The following is a 19,568-nucleotide window of genomic DNA, read 5'->3' as shown; positions in this document are numbered from 1 at the left end:
ACTTTTTCACTGCGGCCGCGCCAGGATTCGGACGATGCCCTCCCACAACGCCCTCGGTATGCGGTTTCGGCTGGCGGCGCTGGTCGCGTTGCTGGTCGCCTTCGATGCGGTCTTCGTCGTCGCCGTCTACTGGCTGGGCCACCTGGCAGCCGGCCTGTTCTCGTGGACCATCACCTACGAGTTCGCCGCCGGGCTGGTGGCCGACGCGTTGCAGTTCCGGACGCTCCCGTCGCCGCTGGTCGTCGCGGTCGGGACCGCGGCGACGCTGGCGGGCCAGTCGGTGTTTGGCTACCGGATGAGCGCCAACACCGTCCCTGGCGAGCGACAGACGTTCCGGGACCTCTTCGCGCCGGTCACCGAACCGATCGAACCCGGACGGCCCTTCGGCGGCCTGCTGGCCGACCGCTCGCACGCGGTCTCCGAGGACGGAGACGACGAGCCCGATCCACGCGTCGTGCCGACGTTCGACTACGGCGAGTACCGCGAGCGCGTCGCGGCCCGGCTCGCCGGGCTGGCACAGCTCTCGGACACACCGATCCCGGACGTGCGGGTCGTCGACAGCGAGACCCCCAACAGCTACGTCGCCGGCCGGCCCGGCGAGCAGATCCTCGTCGTCACGACGGGGCTGCTTCGCAGGCTCGACGACGAGGCACTCGACGCCGTCCTGGCTCACGAACTCGCCCACCTCAAGCACGGCGACGCGTTCGTGATGACGGCCGCTGGCTTCCTGCCGACGGTCACGGCCCGCGTCAACGGGGGAACGATCGAGTTCCTCCGCCGATCCGGACTCGGGTACCTCCCCGGCGTCGAGCAGCCCGAGGACAGCGACACGGTCGCGTTCGGCCAGTTCCACGTCGCGATGCTCGCGCTCTCGCCGATCGTCCTCGCGCTCTCCTCGGCGCTGTGGCTCGCGAGCACGGCCTGTTACCGATCGCTCTCGCGAGTGCGCGAGTTCCACGCCGACGCCGGGGCGGCCGCGATCAGGGGGTCGCCGGCCGATCTCGTCGGCGCACTGGAGACGCTCGACGACCTGCGTCCGTCCGAGGACCTGCGGACCGCCCAGACCGGCGTCCGCGAGCTGTGCGTGTTGCCCGACGCGATCGACGACGGAGACGGGATCGACGGCGACGACGCCGTCGCTCGGACGCGGCGTCGGTGGCGCTCGGTGGCCGCTCGCGTCCTCCCCTCCTCGCACCCGCCGATCGAATCACGGGTCGCCGCGCTCCGAGAGCGGGAACGATCGGAGCGGTGAGACGCAGAGCGCTTTCGCTCTAGAAGAAAAAGAGGCGCTCGGCGGCCTCCTCGGTCAGCGGCGCACCGTACTCGGAGATCTCGACGGCTTCGGCGTGGTCGACGGCGGCACCGGCGTCCTCGCCGTAGCGGTCTTTCAGCTCGGCACGGAAGCGGTCGGCGACGTTGATCTCGGTGTTGGCGGCGAGGTGATCGACTCCCGCCTCGGTGAGCCACTCGCGGCGGGCGTCAGCGCCCTCGGGGACGTTCTCCAGTTCGCCGAAGGTGTAGGGGAGCCACTCGTACATCTGGGAGACGTGGCAGTCCATCGCGTCGATCTTGCGCTCTTCGACGTCGCTCACGTCGAGGACCACGTCGGGCTCGAAGGCTTCGGGCTTCTGGAAGTGATCGGCGACGTAGCCGATGACCGGGTTCGACGCCATGGGCTGGGTGTCGGGGACGATGTTGGGGACGATCAGCGAGTACGCGGCGTCCCGGAGCAACTGCGCGGTGTAGCGGTGGTCGGGGTGGTAGTCGTTGGGCCGGGGTCCGAGCACCAGATCGGGGTCGACCCGGCGGATGTAGCGGATGAGTTTCTTGCGGTTGGCGAGCGTCGGTTCGAGCAGGCCGTCGGCGATGTCGAACACGTCGTAGTCGATGCCCAGCGTCTCCGCGACGGCCTCGGTCTCGCGCTTGCGTCGCGCAGCGAGCTTCTTGCGGTTCATCTCGTGGTGGCCGGCGCTGCCGTCGGTGACCGAGAGGAAGGTCACGTCGTGGCCCGCTTCCACGTACTTTGCCGCGATACCGCCCGCCTTGATCGAGCAGTCGTCCGGATGTGCACCGATCACGAGGAGGTGCTGTGTCTCGCTCATACCTATGTCTCGTCAGGGGTGAACGAAACGTTTTGGATATTTTCCGGCGAGAGAACCTGTCAGCTGACCTGTTCGTAGATGTCCGCCAGTCGCTCTACGGAGTGCTCGACGCTCGTCTCCTCGCGGCGGTCCAGGCAGCGCTCTCGGAGTCGCTCTGACTCGTCGAGCGCCCGCTCGATCCCGTCGCGGAAGGCGTCGGTGTCGCCCTCGGGGTACTTGTAGCCGGTGACGCCGTCGTCGATCGTGCCACTCAGCGCGCCGCTGTCGACCCCGACGACCGGCGTCCCACAGGCGTTTGCCTCCAGTGCGACCAGTCCCTGGGTCTCGACCGGGCTGGGGAACGCGAACACGTCGAGCGCGGCGTACAGCTCGGGCAGTTCCGCTCGGTCGAGGAACCCCAGGAAGTGGGCATCGACGGCTGCCGCCTCGGCCGTCGCTTCGAGGTCCTCGCGGGCGGGTCCGTCGCCGCCGAAGACCAGCGTCACGTCCAGTCCCTCTGCGGCGGCGACGATGTCGTCGAGGCACTTCTCGTAGCCGTGTCTCCCGGTGTACCCCACCAGCGGGCCGTCTGGGAGGTCGTGGCGCTCGCGAAACGCCGCCGTCTCACTCGGCGCGAAGAAGTCGGTGTCGACGCCGTTGGCGAGCACTTCCACCGTCGTCGAGACGCCGACGGTCTCGCGGAGGTGTCGAGCGGTCCGTTCGCTGGGCGTGATGACGACGTCGGCACCGTTCAGGAACCACCGCTCGTAGCGCGTCGCGCAGTTGCGAATCAGTCGCTCGATGGTGCCGTTGAGGGAGACGTACTCGGCGTACTCGCTGGTCGGTGTGTGGTAAGACGCCACCAGGGGCGCGTCGTTGCTCCGGGCGAAGCGCTTTGCGGCCAGCCCGAGACTGAACGGGGTGTGTGCGTGGACCACGTCGGCCGCCTCGACGGCCGTCGGGATCTGCGGTGCCGCGACGCGAAACCCCTCGTAGAACGGGAACGGGAGGCTCGACACCGGGTGTTCCCCGGCCGTCGCCTGGTGTTCGCTCCGGGGATAGATCACGTCCATCTCGCTGTCGCGGCGGCTCCACTGCTCTCGCCAGGTCTTGACAGTGTAGGTGACGCCGTTGACCGTCGGGAGATATGTGTCGGTGAACGCAGCCACGCGCGGCAGTGCCATCGGCGACGTTTGATCGACCACGCGTTAAACCGTTGCTATCTCTCGCCGACAGCCTCGGGCACGTTCCCGTCGAGGACCTGCCCGTAGATGTCCGTCAGCTGTTCGCCGACCCGGTCGAGTCCGTGCTCGCGAGCGGTCGCTTTCGCGTTCTCGCCCAGCCGTTCCCGGAGGTCGGGGTTCGCTTCCAGCCGTTCGAGCGCGTCGACGAACTCCCGTTCGGACGAGCAGATCAGGCAGTCGTGGCCGTCCTCGTAGTACTCAGCGAAGGCCGGGATATCCGAAATCACGCAGGCTTTCCCGCAGGCCATCGCTTCGAGCACGACGATCCCCTGGTTCTCGACCTTCGCGGGGAACATGAACACGTCGCCGGCCCCGTAGGCCCCGCGGATGTCGTCGACCCACCCCGAGAACGTGACGTTCGCGGGCGGATCTCTGGTCCACTTTCGTACTGCCGAGGACGCGCTCGGCCCGGTCTCGTAGGTGCCAAACCAGGTGAAATCGTAGTCGGTCCGCTGGGCGACCCGACAGAAGGTCGAGAGTCCCTTGCGCTCGAAGACGTTGCCGACGGCGAAGACCCCCATCCCGTCGATGTCGTAGCGCTCGCGGTACTCCTCGCGGTACTCCTCGTACCCCGTCAGCCGGTCGAGATCGATCCCGTTGGTGATCGGCCGGATCGGCGCGTCGATCGGATACGACTGCAACACCCCTCTCGTGTACTCGCTGGGACACAGCACGAGGTCGGCCTGCGAGTAGAACCACTTGAGGTACTTCCCCAGGACCGGCGCGACGACGTTGGCCCCGCGGAAGCTGTCCCGGAAGTCCTCGCGAGTGACGTGCGAGTGGAGGATCACCGGCGTGTCGGTCCGCTGGGCGTGCTTGATCGTCGCGGCCGTTCCCGGCCCGATCATGTTGCAGTGGACGAGATCCACGTCGGTGAACGCGCGCCCGCCGGTGAGTTTCGACCGGACGGCGTCGACCGGGTGATCGCCCTCCCACGGCGAGGTAACGACCTCGACGTCTCTGTCGGCGAGCGCCGCTCGCTGGTGCTCGACCGACGTACCGATCCCGCTGCGGTCCAGCCAGCCCGCGACCTCCAGGTAGTTCAGCGTGCGCACAGCGATCTGTCCTCCAGTATCCGACAAAAGGCTGTCGGTCCGATGCGAAACGTATTCCCGTCGGGTCGGCGGAGGTGTGGTCGATGACGCCCGGTGAGTCAGAGATCGCTCGCGAGCGGATTCGACGGCTCCACGACCTCGCTCGCGAGGCGGCCGGCGACGGCAACGACGAGCGTGCCCGCGAGTACGTCCGCCGCGCTCGCCGCGTCGCCGAGCGCAACCGTCTCGGGCTCCCGCGGCGGTTCAAGCGGTTCACCTGTGACGCCTGCGACGCCTACCTCCGTCCGAGCGTCAACGCGCGGGTCCGCCTCCAGGACGGCCACGTCGTCGTCACCTGCGACTGTGGGACCCAGGCGCGCTATCCCTACGAGTGACGGCCGATTGCCTGCGTTCTCGTTCGGCCCGTTGGCCAAGTGTTTAAGTCCTCAACAGTAAAATCGGGACAGTATGAGTAACAAAGACCGCCGACAGCGGATCCACGAACTCGACGCCACGCTCCGTGTCGGCAAGCAAGGTATCGATCCGGTCGCCGACGAACTCTCGAACCAGCTCGACGACCGCGACCTCGTGAAAGTGAAGTTCCTCCGGGCTGCGCTGGGCGGGACGACGACCGAGGACGAGGCCGACGAGCTCGCCGATCTCGCCGGTGGGACCGTCGTCCAGACGAGGGGCCACACCGCCGTGTTCGAACGATGACGCAGGGGACGCCGGTCGTCGACGACCCGACGCCACTGGCCCAACTCCTCGCCGATGTCGGGGTCCCCTACGCCGAGTCGATCGGACAGGCCCTGACTTTCGTGGTGGTCTTCCTCGTGATCTACCTGTTCGGTCGCGCCGTGATCCTCCCGGTGGTCAACCGCGCGCTCAAATCGCGGGACCTCGACGCCCACGCCCGCAAGCCGCTGAAGAAGATCGTCAGCATCGCCGTCGTCTTCGTCGGGATCTCGGTGGCGTTCGGCATGGCCGACTACGGCGACTTCCTCCAGTCGCTGGCGACGATCGCCGCCGCCGCGACGCTGGCGATCGGCTTCGCGATGCAGGACGTGCTCTCGAACTTCGTCGCGGGCATCTTCATCTTCACCGACAAACCGTTCCGCATCGGCGACTGGATCGAGTGGGACGGCAACGCCGGCGTCGTCGAGGACATCTCGTTGCGTGTCACTCGTGTCCGGACCTTCGACAACGAGCTGCTGACGGTGCCCAACTCCCAGCTGACCGACGGCGTCATCAAGAACCCCGTCGCCAAGGAGCAACTGCGCCTGAAGTTCGTCTTCGGCATCGGCTACGACGACGACATCGACACAGCGACCGAGATCATCCTCGAAGAGGCCGACGAGCACGAGGGGATCCTCGCCGACCCCGAACCGTCGGTGCGACTGATCGAACTGGGCGACTCCTCCGTGGGGCTCCAGTCTCGCATCTGGATCGCGAACCCCTCGCGGGCCGACTTCGTCAAGATCCGCGGCGAATACGTCAAAGCCGTCAAGCAACGCTTCGACGAGGCAGGCATCGACATCCCCTACCCGAACCGCACCATCGGCGGCGGTCTCGAACTGGCCAACGTCGACGGCCTCGTGGAACCGACCGACGACGACGACTGACTGCACTTTTGCGCAAGTGGTGCGCCCAGCGCACCCGCTGTCGAAGAGCGAGCAGCGTATGAATGAGATGGACAGCGAGATTGCCCGGCGTTCGGGCGCAGGTAGTCCCGTTTGCCTCCTCCACCCCGCGATCCGACGAGCGACAGGTGTACGAGGGTCCGCTGCTCACTTCCGTGCCTGGCGGAGTGCCCTCGTCTAACCACAGGCGAACGCCCCTGCAGGCGCAGCCGTGTGGACCGCTGTCCCCGTTGGACGAGGCTTCGACGTTAGCTCACGGGGCCTGCGTCCGGCAGACCGGACGCCCCCGAGTTCGGTCCCCGCTCAAGACCGTAGTGCGGGCGAGGAGGGGGGCCTAACCCCTCGACCTAGTCCACTCGGAAGTCCGCCGCCACAACTTAAGGACCTTTCGGAAAGACGGGACGGCGTGGTGGTCGTCGCCACGCGGCCGGCTAGATGAGCCGCTGGGCGCGTGCGTACCACGCTGCGGCGGCGGTGACACAGAGCGCGGTGACCACGAGCGCCCCGCGGTGATACCCCAGCACGTCTGCCGTCGTGAGCTGTGTCACCATGCTCTGGGGAACCGTGGCTGCCCAGACCGTAGCCAAAACCGTCATGAACACGCCCAGGACGAGCGTCGCCCCGGCGACCAGATCGGGTGGCGACCGGCCCTGTCGCCCCGCGGCGAAGACGATGATCGCCACGCTCGCGAAGAGGCCGACGACGAGCGGACTGATGGCCCCGGCGGCGAAGTACGTGCTCACGGCGCTGCTCTGCTCGACGACCGCGTACGGTGCCGCGAGGACCGCGAGGACGGCCAGCGATGCGACGATGCCCACGGTCGGTGCGAGCCGCAACTGCTCCATACTCGGTGGTGGATCTCCCCCGGTCTTATACTGTCGGTTCGTGGCAGGCGCGGCTTCTTTCCACACGTGGTGTCGGAGCCGAAAGGGCCACAAGGATGACTCACGATAGCTCGGCCATGGGACTCGGAAGCACGGCCAAGAAGGTCCAGAAACTCGCTGATCTGGCCGAGAAGATGTACAAGCGGATCAACCACATGGTCGAGCAGCTTCAGGACCTTCGGGGGACGGTCGACGAGACGGGGGCACGCGTCGAGGAGATCGAACGAGAGCTCGAACAGCACCGCACGCTGCTGGAAGCGATCGCCGAGGAGCACGACATCGACGTCGACAGCGCCGTCACCGACGCGGTCATTCAGGACGCGGAGGGAGCGGACCCGAGCGGCGACGCGACATCGCCGGACGACCCGGACACTGCCGGAGCGCCGTCGGAGACGACCGAAGACGCCGACGGACCGAGCCCCTAACTGGGCCGTCGTGTCACGGACTCACCGCAGTCGCTCGTGCTCGACTTTGAGACACCGATCCTGGACGACCTGTAGCCCCGCGTTCTCGGCTCGCTTCGCGGCGTCGTCGTCACGGATTCCCAGCTGGGTCCACAGCACGCGCACGTCCTCGCGGTCGAGCGTCTCGTCGACGATACCGGCCACCTCCTCGCTCGGCCGGAACACGTCGACGATGTCGATCGTCGCTTCCACGTCGGACAGCGAATCGGACGCACGCTCTCCGAGGATCTCGTCGGCGAAGGGGTTGACCGGAACGATACGGTAGCCCTGCGATTGCAGGTAGGCCGGCACGTCGTGGGCCGCCTTCCCGCTCGTCGTCGAACAGCCGACGACGGCGATCGTGTCGTAGTCGAGGATCTCCCGGAGCGTGTCGTCAGAGTCGACGGGCATACCGACACCTACCGGCGGCGTCGGCAAAAGCGTGCTGTCGATCCCGTCGTGGGCGATCCTCCGCTGCCAGCGGTGGACAGCCTACGGGTTCGCCGACTCGGCCTCGGTCGGGAGATCGACCCCGACGATGCCGCTCTCGTCGAGTTCGACCGTGCCGTCGAACAACTGCTCGATCGTGTGTAGCGTCTGTTCGTCGTGAGCGGTGGACTCGATGACGTGGACGCCGACCGCGTCGACGTCGTCGACACGGCTCGTGATCGCGTGCATGAACTCGAAGACCGTCTGTAGCGTCGCGTACATCAGCAGCGTCGACAGCGAATCGACCATCACGCGGTTGCGCTCTCGGCCGAGGTCGCCGTAGAAGTACTCGATGAAGTTCGAGAACCCCAGCCCGATCCCCGTTATGTCGACCGGCGACGTCGCGTACTTGACCGTCAGCGTGTCGGTCGTCGACCGCCCGACGTGCTCGGTGACACAGTCGACGATCCCGATCGCTCGCGCTTCGTCCTCGTCGTCGAACCCGAACTGCCTGGCGACCCGGCGGGCGCTGTCACGCGTCGTAATCACGATCGCTCCCTGGTCGGCGTCGAGCCCGTGGGCGAGAATCTGACGAGCCAGGCGGCGCTTTCCCGTCAACGGCGGCCCCTTCACGAGGATGTTCGTCCCCGGTGCAACCATCCGTCCGTCCAGTTGTTCCCCCAGATCGTACATCGGTAGTCGTCCGTGTGCGACGCTAGCCAGGCGTGCACAGATACGGTACGCCATGCTTCCCGTTCAACAGTTATTGCTTTTCGGGATTCGGCAGCAATCGTGGGACGCGAACACGTAACCCGGTGCCCGCGAACCGGGGGGTTTAAACCGGGACGCCCTCATAGCAATCAGTACAGGGCGCTTAGCTCAGCCTGGACAGAGTACGTGGCTTCGGACCACGTTGCCGGGGGTTCAAATCCCTCAGCGCTCGTGATTTTGTGACGAGCAGATACGAGAAACAAACCACGTACAGCTGAGGGTTCGAGCAGGCGAGACGAGCGAAGCGAGTCTCGACGTGGTTCAAATCCCTCAGCGCTCGTCGCTTTTCGCGAAGAATCTCTCGGTGTTCCTGATCTTTTCGACGAGCGAAGCTGATACTGCCGGCTGTCACTTCGTGAGGATCTTCGCCACCCCGGGGTGGCGAAATCGTTCACAGATGTACAGCCGGCAGTATGAGAGAGTCACACCGAATGTATCGATCGTCCGCTGTGAGCGTGTTCCTCACAGACCGACAAATGCCACACAGTAGCATTGTCCATACACCGAAAAATAGCGGCCATTATTATCGAAGCTGAATATTTGGCCCCCGATACTTTTATGCGGATAGACGTAGCCAGTGGTATGGTCGACATTTCGGTGTTCGCCCCGATGGAAGTCGTCGGGCTCCTGGTTGCGGTTATCGGGTTGATCCCCGTCCTCACTCAGTACAGAGAGGAGACACGCTGGTTCACGGCCGGGTACTGTCTGCTCGTCGTCGGAATGGTGGCGACGAACCTCGAAGCGGTTGTCCTCGGCGAGGTGCTGAACTTCGTCGAGCACGGGATCGGTATCGGCGTCGCGGGCCTCACCTTCTTCGCGGCGGCGTACCTTCGGCGAAAGAACCGGATCGAAACGGGGAGCTAACCATGGTCGGAATCGCACCTATCTTCGACGGACTCGGCGCACTCGGATTCGTCGGTGCGACGGTACTGGGCTGGCTCAACTACCGTGACACCGACGCCGAATCTGCCTTCTGGCTGACGTTCAGCTTCGCGTCGACGCTGGGGACCGTCTGGACGGTCAGCCTCATGTTCGAGAAGGCGGGCATCTACGAGGAGGTGTTCAACCTCGCGACCGGTCCGTTAATGACGTCGACGGTCGCGGTCTTCGCGATCGGCGGGACGGCGACGCTCTCGCTCGTCACGGAGATGCAGGAACTGGTCGAATCGGCCGAAGCCAAACAGCGGGAGGCCGAGCAAGCGAAAGAGCAGGCGAACGAACAGCGCGAGCAAGCCAAAGACGCACAGCGTGAGGCCGAACGCGCTCGCGAGGAGATCGAAGAGCGGGAAGCGGAACTCGAAGAGTTGACTGCGGACCTCGAAGCGAAAGCCGGTTCCTACGCGGAAAGGATGGAACGGGCAGCAGCCGGTGATCTGACGGTTCGGATGGACCCGGACAGCCAGAGCGACGCGATGGCCAAGATCGGTGCGGCGTTCAACGCGATGATGGACGATCTCGAATCGGTGGTCGCCGACATTCAATCGTTCGCAGACCGAGTCGACACCGAGAGTTCGGAGGTCACTGCCGGCGCGTCGGAGATCCGATCTGCCAGCGCGGAAGTCGCCGAGAGCACCGAGGACATCTCCGCCGGGACCGAAAAGCAGAGCGACAAGGTCAACGCAGCGAGTGCAGAGATGAGCGATCTCTCTGCGACGATCGAAGAGATCGCCTCGTCTTCACAGGAAGTCGCCAGCCAGTCACAGCAGGCGGCGGAACTCGGTCAGGACGGCGAGCAGGCGGCCGCCGAGGCGGTCGAGAAGATGGCGTCGCTGGAGTCTCGAACCAACGAGACCGTCGCAGAGGTCACGGATCTCCAGGAGGCAGTCGAGCGGATCGAAGAGGTCGTGAAGCTGATCAACGACATCGCAGAGCAGACGAACATGCTCGCGCTCAACGCCTCTATCGAAGCCGCCAGAGCCGGCGAAGCAGGGGAAGGGTTCGCCGTCGTGGCATCAGAGATCAAGTCACTGGCCGGTGAGACGGCCGACGCGACACAGGAAGTCGAGTCGCTGATCGAGGGGATCGAAGACTCGGCCGACAGCGTCGCAGCCGACATCTACGACACACAGTCGGAAGTCGAAGAGAGTCGCCAGACGATCGACCAGACGGCAGACAAACTGAACGAGATCGTCACGCAGGTCGAGGAGGCGAACACCGCCATCCAGTCGATCAGTGAGGCGACCGACCAACAGGCTGACTCCGGGCAGGAGGTCGTCTCGATGCTCGACGAGGTCACGTCGATCAGCGACCAGACGGCCGACAAAGCACAGGCCGTGTCGGCAGCGACAGAAGAGCAGACCGCCACGATTCAGGAAATCGCGACCAGCGCTGACTCGCTGTCGGACAGCGCCGAGCAGCTCCAGTCGATGGTCTCACAGTTCGACGTGACACAGCGCCAGGATCGGTCGGTCGAGGGGAGCGAACCGGTGACGACTGACTGATCGGACCCGGGGAGTGTCGGCCACGGTAGGGACCAGCCCGACGCCGACCAGCCGTGTTCGCCATCTTTTCCTTCCGACCCGTTCCCCGACCGGATCGAACGCAAGCGCTTTCAGTCGGTCCCGTGATGTCGCTCTCACGACCATTGAGATGGTGGACCGAACCGAACCACCGGAGCCGGCACGGCTCGTCGAGATCGTCGAAACGGAACCAGTCGACCGGGTGCGGGACGCACTGACGGCACTCGCCGCCGCGCCCCCGTCCGTTCGGAAGGACGCGGTACAGGCGCTCGGCGACCTCGCGGGCGACGCTCCGTCGCGTTTCGACGGGCTGGCTCCCGCGATCGCCTCGTTTCTCACAGACGAGGAACGCGCGATACGGCTCACGACCGCGAAGCTGTTCGTCGCCGTCGCCGAGGCCGAACCCGACGCCGTCCTCGGGGCCGTCGACGCCCTCGGTGCTCGCCTCGCCGACGAGGACGAGTTCTACTACGTCCGTGCTCGCTCGGCCGAAGCGCTGGGGTACGTCGCTCTCGAACACCCCGACGCGGTCGCAGCGCCCGACGTGCTCGCCGATCTGCGCGTCGGCCTCGCGTTCGACGAGCCCGAGGTCACGGCGAAACTCGCCAAGGCGCTGGCGTTCGTCGCGCTCGGCGACCCCGACCGACTCCGGCACCTCGTCGAACACCTCGGCGACCACCTCGACGCCGAGAGCGAACTCGTCAGGTACCACGTCTGTACGGCGCTGGTCGCGACCGGCTGCGAGCACCCGGAGCGCCTGACCGACGTTCGGAGGGCGCTCGCTGCGCGCCTGGACGACCCGAACCCCTACGTCCGGGGTCGTGCGGCGGAAGCGTTCGGCACCGCCGGGGCCGACGTGTTCGAAGACTACCCGACCGCTCGACTGCGGGCACTGACCGACGACGAGGAGTCGTTCGTCACAGAGCGTGGAGCGTTCGCGCTCGCGGCCGAGCGTGGCCGATCAGGCGATCGGCGCTCGGAGGAAAGCGATCTCGGAACGATCGCGTCGCTTCGCCGGACGACCGATTCGGTGATCGAGGAGTTGACGACCGCCGACGCCGTCGACGACTGTCCCCACTGTGGGGCTGCACTGCCCGAGTCGGGGCCGCCGATGTGTCCCCAGTGTGGCGCGCCGCGGTAGTTTCGGCTCGCCTAAAATCCACAACGCATATATGTCTTTTAGGCGAGCCAAATCCTATGGCGCGCAACTCGAACGACGCGAACGGAGCGACCCGACGAGAGTACGTGTTGTCCGGTGGTTCGCTGGTGCTCGCTGGCCTGGTCGCAGGCTGTAGCGGTACCAGCAGCGACCGGTCGACCGAGACAGCCACCCAGACGGACGCACAAACCGAGTCGAGCGACGGGGACGCGTACTCCGTCTCGATGGCCCCCGCTGGCGAAGTGACCTTCGACGCCGTCCCGGAGACGTGGGTTCCCTACGGCGGCGACTTCGCCGACATGGGCGTCGCGCTGGGCCAGGCCGACGGGATGGTCGGGATCGGGCAGTCTGGCGAGTATCACACTGGCGTCTACGACGAGCTCCCTGGCGTCAGTGTCGACTTCGAGCGGATCGCCGCCAACGATCTCGTCGAGGCCGACATGTCTAGGGAACTGTTCTACGAACTCGACAGCGATGTCCACGTCATCGACACGGGCATGCTGCGAAACTGGTTCGACTGGAGCGACGACGACATCGCCGAAATCCGGGAGAACGTCGGCCCGTTCTTCGGAAACATGATCTTCCGGCGGTCCGACGAGTGGCACGACTACCGGTACTACACGCTCTATCAGGCCTTCGAGAAGATGGCCGCGATGTTCCAGGAGCGGGCCCGTTTCGAGGCCTTCGAGACGCTCCACGATGAGTTCCTGGCCGAGCTCCAGTCTCAGCTGCCGCCGGCAGACGAGCGTCCGAGCGTCTTTCTCACCTACGAGGGAACGGACGAGCCGGAGACGTTCTCGCCGTACCGACTCAACGACGACGGCACGAGCAAGAAGCAGTGGAACGACCTCGGTGTCAGCGACGCACTCGCCGGAACGGGTGTCGAGAACCTGAGTACCGAGAACCGGGGGGAACTCGACTACGAGAACCTGCTCACGATCGACCCGGACGTGTTGTTGATTCGCGGTCACGAGGAGAAGTCGGCGACCGAGTTCCGCGAGACCGTCCTGGGCTCCCTCCGTGAACATCCCGTCGGCGGGAAACTGACGGCGGTCGAGAACGGTCGCGTCTACCGCGGTGGGCCGCTCCGACAGGGCCCGATTCAGAATCTGTTCCTCACCGAGCGGGCCGCCAAGCAGCTGTACCCGGAGACGTTCGGGCGCGTCACCGACGATGCGGAACTCTTCGATCGCCAGCGGGTCGCGGATATCGTCACCGGAGCGATCTGACGATGGGCGAGACGACGCCTGCGAACGGAGCGACCGACCACGAGGTCGTGATCGTCGGCGGCGGCCCCGCGGGCTGTTCGGCCGGCGTGTTTACCGCCCGGTACGGCCTCGACACGGTCGTGTTCGACCGTGGACGCTCGTCGCTCCGGCGGTGCGCTCACCTCGAAAACTACCTCGGCTTCCCCGTCGGCATCGACATCGAGACGCTCTACGAGCTGTGCCACGACCACGTCCGAGCGGCCGGCTGTGACCTCCGTGCGGACCTCGTCGAGTCGGTCCAGCGCCGTGACGACGGCGGCTTCGTCGTGGCACTCCAGTCGGGCGATCCGGTTACGACCGACCGAGTCGTCGCTGCGACGCGGTACGGCGGGGAGTATCTCCTGTCCCTGGACGAGGCGGCGATGGTGACGACCCGGGAGCACGACGGCGAGGTCCACGAGACCTTCGACGACTCCTATCCCGCGGCGGACGGGACGACGCCGATCGACGGGCTGTACGTCGCCTCGCCCTCCGAGGCGTCCCGGCAGGCGATCGTCGCTGCCGGGCGGGGCGCGCGGACGGCGCTGAGCGTCGTCGAGGACGTTCGACGCGACCGCGGCGTTCCCGAGCCGGTCGTCGATCACTACGACTGGGTCCGTCGGCGCGCGGAACTCGACGAGGAGTGGGACGATCGGGACCGGTGGCGCGAGTGGTTCGCCCAGCAGCTTCCGGACGACCTCGACCCCGAATCGCCGGCACTGGCGTCCGTTCGCGAGTCCGAGATCGATCGGGTGTTCGAGAGCTACGTCGACGAAGACGAGATCGAGCGACGGCGCGAACGCGGCCAGGAACGCCTCCTCGATCACGTCGACGACGATCTGATCGTCGAACGGGCCCGCGCCATCGAGGACCGAACCACGGCAGCGCACGTCGACGACAACCCACGGTGAGAGACAGATGATCGGGACGACACTCGCAGAGCTTCGAGAACGCGTGGAACGGCTCGCCACGGACGACGGCTCGTACCGCGTCGTCTGTGGTCGGACTGGCGAGCGACCGGTCCCCGTCGCGACACTGCGCTTCGACAGTCGCTCGACGGCGCGCCTCGCGGTCCGTGCGACCGAACAGTACCGGAGCACGCTTCGCACGTACGATCCCCGGACGCCGCGATACGACCTGATCGTCTGCGAGGAGTCCGACCCGTTCGGCGACCGGGCGCTTTCTGGGGGTCCGCGTCCGGACACCGACGCCCCGGTGTCGCCGGTGTCCGACGACCGCGATTCGAACGTGGGGAAGCAACGGCGCATCGAGTTCTGTCACCGGGTCGCCGCCGCCGTCTTCGAGGCGCTGTCCGACGGCCCGTACGACGATCTGGAGACCGCCGTCGTGGACGCGTACTTCGAACTCGCAGAGACCGTCGACGACCCCGACGACCTCTGTCTGTGCTTGCTGGAGTCGCTCGCCGCCGAGTTCGACGCGCGACTGAGCCCCGACCAGCAGGCGGCACTGTTGACCGACGCGGCGTCGCAGCTGACGCCCGTCGATCGGTCCGGGCAGCCGGTCGCCACGGCACTGGCGGCGCTCCAGCGTCGCGGCCTCGTCGGGGAGTTCAGCTGTCGCTCGACGTCGATCGACCGGGCGAACCGACGACGGACCGTCCAGGTGACCCTCTCTGCGTACGCACTGTCGGTCCGGGACGGTCGACTGCCGGTGCTCCCGGTGGCGGTCGAGCTGTCGCGCCACCAGCCCGAGTGGTCACTGTCGGGGTTCCGCGTCGTCGACGCGGAGCGTGGCTGGCGTCTCGTCGTCGAACTCGGCGGCAGCGAGCCGATGTCGCTCTCGACCGTGCCAGTCCAGTCGCCGTAGCGTCCCGGACGGTCACCCGCTCCGCATCGACTGCGATCGGGTGTCGTTCTCAGTCGGCAGGAACGCCACGCTCGCTTGAAGGGATCTCACACGGTAGTTACACGTAGATAGGTCGGCGTCCCCGTTGTGCCCCACAGGACGCAGAAACGCAGCAGCCAAACCCACACCAATGTTACCGAACGCCACCACCACGGTCATGGTCATCGTCCTCGTGATCAGCACGGTCGTCTTCGGCGGGCTCATCGCGTATCTCGCACACCGCGCCGCCCGCCGATCACACTCCCGGCCGATGCAGTTGTTCAGCGTCGGGTTCGCCATTCTGACGGCCGGCCTGGCGACCAGCGGCGTGCTCGCAGTGCTCTTTCGGCTCGACGCGAAGGAGGGACTGCTGATTCAGGGCGTGTTCGTCCTCGTCGGTCTCGGTGTCCTCCTCCGGTCGATCTACATGCGCCGCCCGAACGTCGGCGTCTGATGCCGTCGCCCGTCGCTGGCGACGCCCGACCTCGGGCGAACGAACGTCATCGGGTGAAGCTATAGCCCCGTTCACACCCTACAGTCACCTATGGCCCACGAGTACCAGACGGACGCCGACAGACGCCTCGACGCCCGCGAGATCGACGGCGAACCGTTCGCCGACATCATGAATGCGATCGAGTCGCTACCCGCGGACGAGACACTGCTGCTCGTGAACAGTTTCGAACCCGTACCGCTGTACGACGTCCTCGAAGAACGCGGCTTCGAATACACGCCACACAATCCGTCGTCGGATCTGTGGGAGATAGAGATAACACCTGCATAAACGTTCTGTCTAGTTCGAGGGCTGCGGACCACTCTCTTCTTTATAGACAGTTATCTGATTTTCTGTTTATATTGGCCACATTTGACAGTCTATTTTCCTCGCTGCCGCCGGCCCGACTCGGAGACGAAGCCGTTCGGGACAACCACTTCCTCGAACGGCACAAATTGTCCGACCGATGACCGAAGACTACGACGACCTGCCGCTGGTGTACTCGTGCTCTGGGTGTTCGAGTGCGGCCCAGATGGCCAACGACCTCGCCGTGCGACTCGACCGCGAGCGCGTGGCGGAGATGTCCTGCATCGCAGGCGTGGGTGCAGACGTCGACCCGCTCGTGGAGACGGCGACCGCCGGGCGACCGATGGTCGTGATCGACGGCTGTCCGCTGGAGTGTGCGCGCAACAGCCTCGAACGCCACGACGTAACTCCCGACCGTCACGTCAACCTCGCCAAACGCGGCGTGGCCAAAGAGTACCACACGGACTACGACGACGACCAAGCCGAGCGGCTGTTCGAAGACCTCCGCGCGACGGTCGAAGAACTCACCACGACGGCCTGACCGACTGGTCGGCAGTGCCGAGTGCGCTTCGAGCCCGGCCGGTGCTCCGCCTCGATCCCGGTGCGTTGAAGCCGTCGCAGTCCTGGGTCCCGATATGCAGAGTCCCGAAGAGTGGACGGCGGCGGACGTCCGCGAGTTGCACGACGACCTCGTCTCGCTGTACGAACCGGTCGCACAGACCGAGGCACACGGTGCCGACGCCGACGCGGAGCCGGGCGAGGGCGTCCGACAGCTGGTGACGACGATCCTCTCGCAGAACGTCGCCGACGAGAACACGCGCCGAGCCTCGGAGTCGCTGTTCGAAACCTACGACGACTTCGCGGCCATCGAAGCGGCCGACCACGACGAGCTGGCCGAGACGATCCGCGTCGCCGGCCTCCCGGACCAGAAGGCGGCCCGCATCCAGCGTGCGCTGGCGGCGATCCGCGAGGAGACCGGCGGGGCCTACTCGCTTGCCTTCCTCGACGCGCTGGCGACAGCGGAGGCGAAGGCGTGGCTCACCGACATCAAGGGCGTGGGTCCCAAGACCGCGAGCGTCGTGCTGAACTTCCACTTCGGGAAGCCGACGATGGCCGTCGACACGCACGTCGAGCGCGTGTCCAAGCGATTCGGGCTCGTCCCCGAAGACGCGAGCAACGAGCGCGCCCACGACGTGCTCGACGCGGTCGTGCCGGACGAACTCACGTATCCGCTCCACGTCCTGCTCATCCGCCACGGGCGCACGCACTGCTCGGCGCGGAACCCGGACTGTGACAACCCGGTCTGTGAGCGGTACTGCGACTGTGAGGGCTGTGGGAGCGACTGACGGCTGGGAGCTCCCGACCGACGGGAACAGTGGTCGCCGTTTATGATCCGGGGACGAGTCTGTCCGAGTGAGAACACCATGTACGACACCGTTCTGGTTCCGACCGACGGCAGCGAGCACGCGGAACGGGCTGGAGCCCACGCCGCGTTCCTCGCGCGGGCGTTCGACGCGTCGATCCACCTCCTCAACGTCGTCGACCTCCAGGCGGCGGCCGGCCCGATCAACGCCGGTGGCGTCGACGAGGCCTACGTCGAGCGCCTCGAAACCGAGGGCGAAGCGACGATCGGGGCGCTCGAACCGATCTTCGAGGACATCCCGGTCGAGACGGCCGTCGTCCGGGGACGGCCCAGCGAGGCGATCCTCGACTACGCCGCGGAACACGACGTGGATCTGCTTGCGATGGGGACCCACGGCCGGACTGGTCTCGACCGATACATCGCTGGGAGCGTCGTCGAACACGTCGTTCGTCACGCGACCGTCCCGGTCCTGACGACCCGGGCGGTCGAGACCAGCACCGTCGACGACGGCTACGACGAGATCGTGATCCCGACCGACGGGAGCGAACCGGCGACGGCGGCGGTCGAGCACGGCCTGGCCATCGCCGAGCGGGCCGACGCCCGAGTCCACGCGATCAACGTCGTCAACGTCGCGACGCTGTCTTCGGGCCCGGACCACACCGCACCGACGGAACTGCTAGAGGAACTCACCGCCCGTGGCGAGCGTGTCACCGAGGAGATCGCGACGGCCGCGGCCGAGCGCGGGCTCGACGCCACGACGACGGTCCGCGAGGGATTCCCGGCCCGGGACATCCTCGACTACGTCGAAGCGAACGACGCCGATCTGGTCGCCATGGGGACGGCGGGGCGAAGCGGCCTGAACCGCTTCCTCCTGGGCAGCACCACCGAGCGCGTCGTCCGCCACTCCTCGGTGCCGGTCTGTGCGGTCAACGCTCGGGACACGGAGTAAGCGCCGACCCGCCCGGCGCTCGATCACAGGGCGTAGGCGAGGCGTTCGCCCACGTCCAGACCGTTGCGAAGCGCCGCGTGGAGCCGCGCCTCTCCGGCGACCCAGTCGCCGACCGGATAGAGCCCGTGCTCGTTGGCCGAGTCGACCGGGGCGGACTGGACGCCCGCGTCCGGGAGCGCGTAGCGCCACCCCTGGTGGTCGGTCCAGTCGGGCTCGGTGAGTCGGTCGTCGCCGACGACGGCCGCGGTCAGTTCGGCCAGCTCGGCGACGTTGTCGGCCGGATCGTCGTCGTAGTTGTCGGCCGACCACTCGGGGCTGGCCTGGACGACGAGCAGACTCTCCCCGTCGGGGACGTGGCCGCGCTTGCACTCCTCGCGAGCGATCCAGCCCACGTCGTGGTCGTCGTCGGTGTTGATGAGCGCGTAGTAGGGCCGGTCGAGTTCGAACTCGTAGTGCAGCACGGCCGTCCAGATCGTCCGGTAGGGCACGTCCTTCGCGGCCGCGGCCAGCCGTTCACGCACGGGGTGGTCCCACTGTGCGTCGTCGAGCAGCGCCGCGGTCTGGGGTGCCGGCGGGTTCAGCGCCAGCGCGTCGAAGGGGCCCCACTGCCGGCCGTCGGCGTCCGTCAGCTCCCACTGGTCGGTCTCCGGGAGCCGGCGAACGGCCTCGACCCGCGTCCGGCGGTGGACGGTCGCGTCGGTCTCGGCGAACAGCCGCTTCGCGATCTGAGTGAGGCCGGACTCGTAGCTCCACCGGTGTTCGTCGGTGTCTCGTCCCTCGGAGACCGTTCCGTCCCCGTCGAAGGTGTAAATCGGCTCGGTCACGTCGACCCGTCCCGCCTCGCCCAGCGTCTCGCGGACGAGGTCCGCGACGCGCTCGTCGTCGGACTTCAGGTAGTTCGCGCCGTAGTCGTAGGTCAGCGAGCCGTGCCGCCGGGTCGCGGCCCGCCCGCAGACGCCGCCGGACTTTTCGAGGACCGTCAGATCCGCCGACGGGTGGGCTCCGTCGACCACGTAGCTGAGTGCCGCTGCGCCAGCGCCCGCGCCGACCACGCCAACATCGACCATACGGGTAGGAGGGCCACCAGGCAGATAAAACGGCGACCAACACAGTTGGACCGGTCGCGTTCGCGGCGGCATCGCGACGCCCGATCCGGCCGAAACCGGTGGTAGGATCGGCTTATACTGCCGGCTGTAACTTCGTGAAGATCTTCGCCACCTCGGG

The 19,568-nt window shown here is 66.6% G+C and carries 23 protein-coding genes, 1 tRNA gene and 1 other RNA gene; 17 read left to right on the top strand and 8 right to left on the bottom strand.

The genetic code is table 11. The annotated features are described in order from the left end of the window. Positions 1-34: 34 nt before the first annotated feature. On the top strand, positions 35-1,252 hold the full coding sequence (locus tag IL252_RS11570) for a M48 family metalloprotease (protein WP_208628135.1): 1,218 nt from the start codon (positions 35-37) through the stop codon (positions 1,250-1,252). A 19-nt stretch (positions 1,253-1,271) separates the two neighbouring features. On the opposite strand, the gene IL252_RS11565 is transcribed toward IL252_RS11570, so the two are convergent. Genes IL252_RS11565 through IL252_RS11555 form a run of 3 tightly spaced genes read right to left on the bottom strand, consistent with a single transcriptional unit; the run spans position 1,272 to position 4,380 of the window. Continuing rightward, positions 1,272-2,102, bottom strand: coding sequence for a PIG-L deacetylase family protein (locus IL252_RS11565; RefSeq protein ID WP_208628134.1), 831 nt, complete (start codon positions 2,100-2,102; stop codon positions 1,272-1,274). A gap of 59 nt (positions 2,103-2,161) precedes the next feature. Then, positions 2,162-3,265, bottom strand: a complete 1,104-nt coding sequence (locus tag IL252_RS11560) for a glycosyltransferase (RefSeq protein ID WP_208628133.1) — start codon at positions 3,263-3,265, stop codon at positions 2,162-2,164. A 35-nt stretch (positions 3,266-3,300) separates the two neighbouring features. Next, positions 3,301-4,380, bottom strand: coding sequence for a glycosyltransferase family 4 protein (locus IL252_RS11555; RefSeq protein ID WP_208628132.1), 1,080 nt, complete (start codon positions 4,378-4,380; stop codon positions 3,301-3,303). Between the two features lie 83 nt (positions 4,381-4,463). Between IL252_RS11555 and IL252_RS11550 the strand changes: the two genes are divergently transcribed. The 3 genes from IL252_RS11550 (at position 4,464) to IL252_RS11540 (ending at position 5,981) form a co-directional block, all read left to right on the top strand. Next, positions 4,464-4,754, top strand: a complete 291-nt coding sequence (locus IL252_RS11550) for a ribonuclease P protein component 4 (protein ID WP_153553137.1) — start codon at positions 4,464-4,466, stop codon at positions 4,752-4,754. Positions 4,755-4,827: 73 nt separating this feature from the next. Continuing rightward, positions 4,828-5,076 (top strand): YhbY family RNA-binding protein, encoded by a 249-nt coding sequence (locus IL252_RS11545; protein WP_208628131.1) that lies wholly within the window; start codon positions 4,828-4,830, stop codon positions 5,074-5,076. Continuing rightward, a complete protein-coding gene (locus IL252_RS11540) occupies positions 5,073-5,981 on the top strand; it encodes a mechanosensitive ion channel family protein (RefSeq protein WP_208628130.1) in 909 nt (302 codons plus the stop codon). The genes IL252_RS11545 and IL252_RS11540 overlap by 4 nt, the downstream gene beginning before the upstream one ends. Before the next feature lie 65 nt (positions 5,982-6,046). Here IL252_RS11540 and ffs read toward each other — a convergent pair. Both ffs and IL252_RS11530 read right to left on the bottom strand, forming a co-directional pair. Beyond that, positions 6,047-6,357, bottom strand: an RNA gene (gene ffs, locus IL252_RS11535) — signal recognition particle sRNA. A 73-nt stretch (positions 6,358-6,430) separates the two neighbouring features. Continuing rightward, on the bottom strand, positions 6,431-6,844 hold the full coding sequence (locus tag IL252_RS11530; protein ID WP_153553140.1) for a hypothetical protein: 414 nt from the start codon (positions 6,842-6,844) through the stop codon (positions 6,431-6,433). Positions 6,845-6,960: 116 nt separating this feature from the next. Here IL252_RS11530 and IL252_RS11525 point away from each other — a divergent pair, with 116 nt between their 5' ends. Next, on the top strand, positions 6,961-7,308 hold the full coding sequence (locus IL252_RS11525; protein WP_208628129.1) for a DUF5798 family protein: 348 nt from the start codon (positions 6,961-6,963) through the stop codon (positions 7,306-7,308). Between the two features lie 21 nt (positions 7,309-7,329). Here the strand turns inward: IL252_RS11525 and IL252_RS11520 are convergent, their stop codons facing one another. Both IL252_RS11520 and IL252_RS11515 read right to left on the bottom strand, forming a co-directional pair. Further along, the gene (locus tag IL252_RS11520) at positions 7,330-7,737 is read right to left on the bottom strand and encodes a CoA-binding protein (RefSeq protein ID WP_170094014.1); all 408 of its coding nucleotides are present in this window, start codon (positions 7,735-7,737) and stop codon (positions 7,330-7,332) included. A gap of 81 nt (positions 7,738-7,818) precedes the next feature. Further along, positions 7,819-8,448 carry an ATPase domain-containing protein gene (locus IL252_RS11515; protein WP_244257107.1) on the bottom strand — a complete coding sequence of 210 codons (630 nt, stop codon included), beginning with the start codon at positions 8,446-8,448 and terminating at the stop codon, positions 7,819-7,821. 175 nt (positions 8,449-8,623) lie between these two features. On the opposite strand from IL252_RS11515, the gene IL252_RS11510 reads away from it, so the two are divergent. The 12 genes from IL252_RS11510 to IL252_RS11455 all read left to right on the top strand — a co-directional run bounded on the left by IL252_RS11510 (position 8,624) and on the right by IL252_RS11455 (position 18,344). Next, positions 8,624-8,698, top strand: a tRNA-Arg gene (locus IL252_RS11510). 410 nt (positions 8,699-9,108) lie between these two features. Next, positions 9,109-9,390, top strand: a complete 282-nt coding sequence (locus tag IL252_RS11505) for a hypothetical protein (protein ID WP_208628127.1) — start codon at positions 9,109-9,111, stop codon at positions 9,388-9,390. 2 nt (positions 9,391-9,392) lie between these two features. Next, the gene (locus IL252_RS11500; protein ID WP_208628126.1) at positions 9,393-10,967 is read left to right on the top strand and encodes a methyl-accepting chemotaxis protein; all 1,575 of its coding nucleotides are present in this window, start codon (positions 9,393-9,395) and stop codon (positions 10,965-10,967) included. 148 nt (positions 10,968-11,115) lie between these two features. After that, the gene (locus IL252_RS11495; protein ID WP_208628125.1) at positions 11,116-12,126 is read left to right on the top strand and encodes a HEAT repeat domain-containing protein; all 1,011 of its coding nucleotides are present in this window, start codon (positions 11,116-11,118) and stop codon (positions 12,124-12,126) included. A 56-nt stretch (positions 12,127-12,182) separates the two neighbouring features. Further along, the gene (locus tag IL252_RS11490; RefSeq protein WP_208628124.1) at positions 12,183-13,373 is read left to right on the top strand and encodes an ABC transporter substrate-binding protein; all 1,191 of its coding nucleotides are present in this window, start codon (positions 12,183-12,185) and stop codon (positions 13,371-13,373) included. Between the two features lie 2 nt (positions 13,374-13,375). Continuing rightward, complete coding sequence (locus IL252_RS11485) at positions 13,376-14,302, top strand: NAD(P)/FAD-dependent oxidoreductase (RefSeq protein ID WP_208628123.1); 927 nt, start codon at positions 13,376-13,378, stop codon at positions 14,300-14,302. 7 nt (positions 14,303-14,309) lie between these two features. After that, positions 14,310-15,218, top strand: a complete 909-nt coding sequence (locus IL252_RS11480; protein WP_208628122.1) for a hypothetical protein — start codon at positions 14,310-14,312, stop codon at positions 15,216-15,218. A 196-nt stretch (positions 15,219-15,414) separates the two neighbouring features. After that, positions 15,415-15,690, top strand: a complete 276-nt coding sequence (locus tag IL252_RS11475; protein WP_240936958.1) for an oxidoreductase — start codon at positions 15,415-15,417, stop codon at positions 15,688-15,690. 90 nt (positions 15,691-15,780) lie between these two features. Further along, positions 15,781-16,017, top strand: coding sequence for a DUF2249 domain-containing protein (locus IL252_RS11470; RefSeq protein ID WP_170094023.1), 237 nt, complete (start codon positions 15,781-15,783; stop codon positions 16,015-16,017). A 175-nt stretch (positions 16,018-16,192) separates the two neighbouring features. Beyond that, on the top strand, positions 16,193-16,573 hold the full coding sequence (locus IL252_RS11465; RefSeq protein ID WP_208628121.1) for a putative zinc-binding protein: 381 nt from the start codon (positions 16,193-16,195) through the stop codon (positions 16,571-16,573). A 94-nt stretch (positions 16,574-16,667) separates the two neighbouring features. After that, positions 16,668-17,378, top strand: a complete 711-nt coding sequence (gene nth, locus IL252_RS11460) for an endonuclease III (RefSeq protein WP_208628120.1) — start codon at positions 16,668-16,670, stop codon at positions 17,376-17,378. A gap of 78 nt (positions 17,379-17,456) precedes the next feature. Then, positions 17,457-18,344, top strand: coding sequence for a universal stress protein (locus tag IL252_RS11455; protein WP_244257105.1), 888 nt, complete (start codon positions 17,457-17,459; stop codon positions 18,342-18,344). A 23-nt stretch (positions 18,345-18,367) separates the two neighbouring features. Here IL252_RS11455 and IL252_RS11450 read toward each other — a convergent pair whose 3' ends face one another. After that, positions 18,368-19,411 carry an NAD(P)/FAD-dependent oxidoreductase gene (locus IL252_RS11450; protein WP_208628118.1) on the bottom strand — a complete coding sequence of 348 codons (1,044 nt, stop codon included), beginning with the start codon at positions 19,409-19,411 and terminating at the stop codon, positions 18,368-18,370. Between the last annotated feature and the right edge of the window lie 157 nt (positions 19,412-19,568).

This window comes from Halomicrobium sp. IBSBa (assembly GCF_017612575.1).
Taxonomy (GTDB): Archaea; Halobacteriota; Halobacteria; order Halobacteriales; family Haloarculaceae; genus Halomicrobium.
Note: the sequence above shows the minus strand (reverse complement) of the source record. Positions and strands in the feature narration are given on the sequence as shown.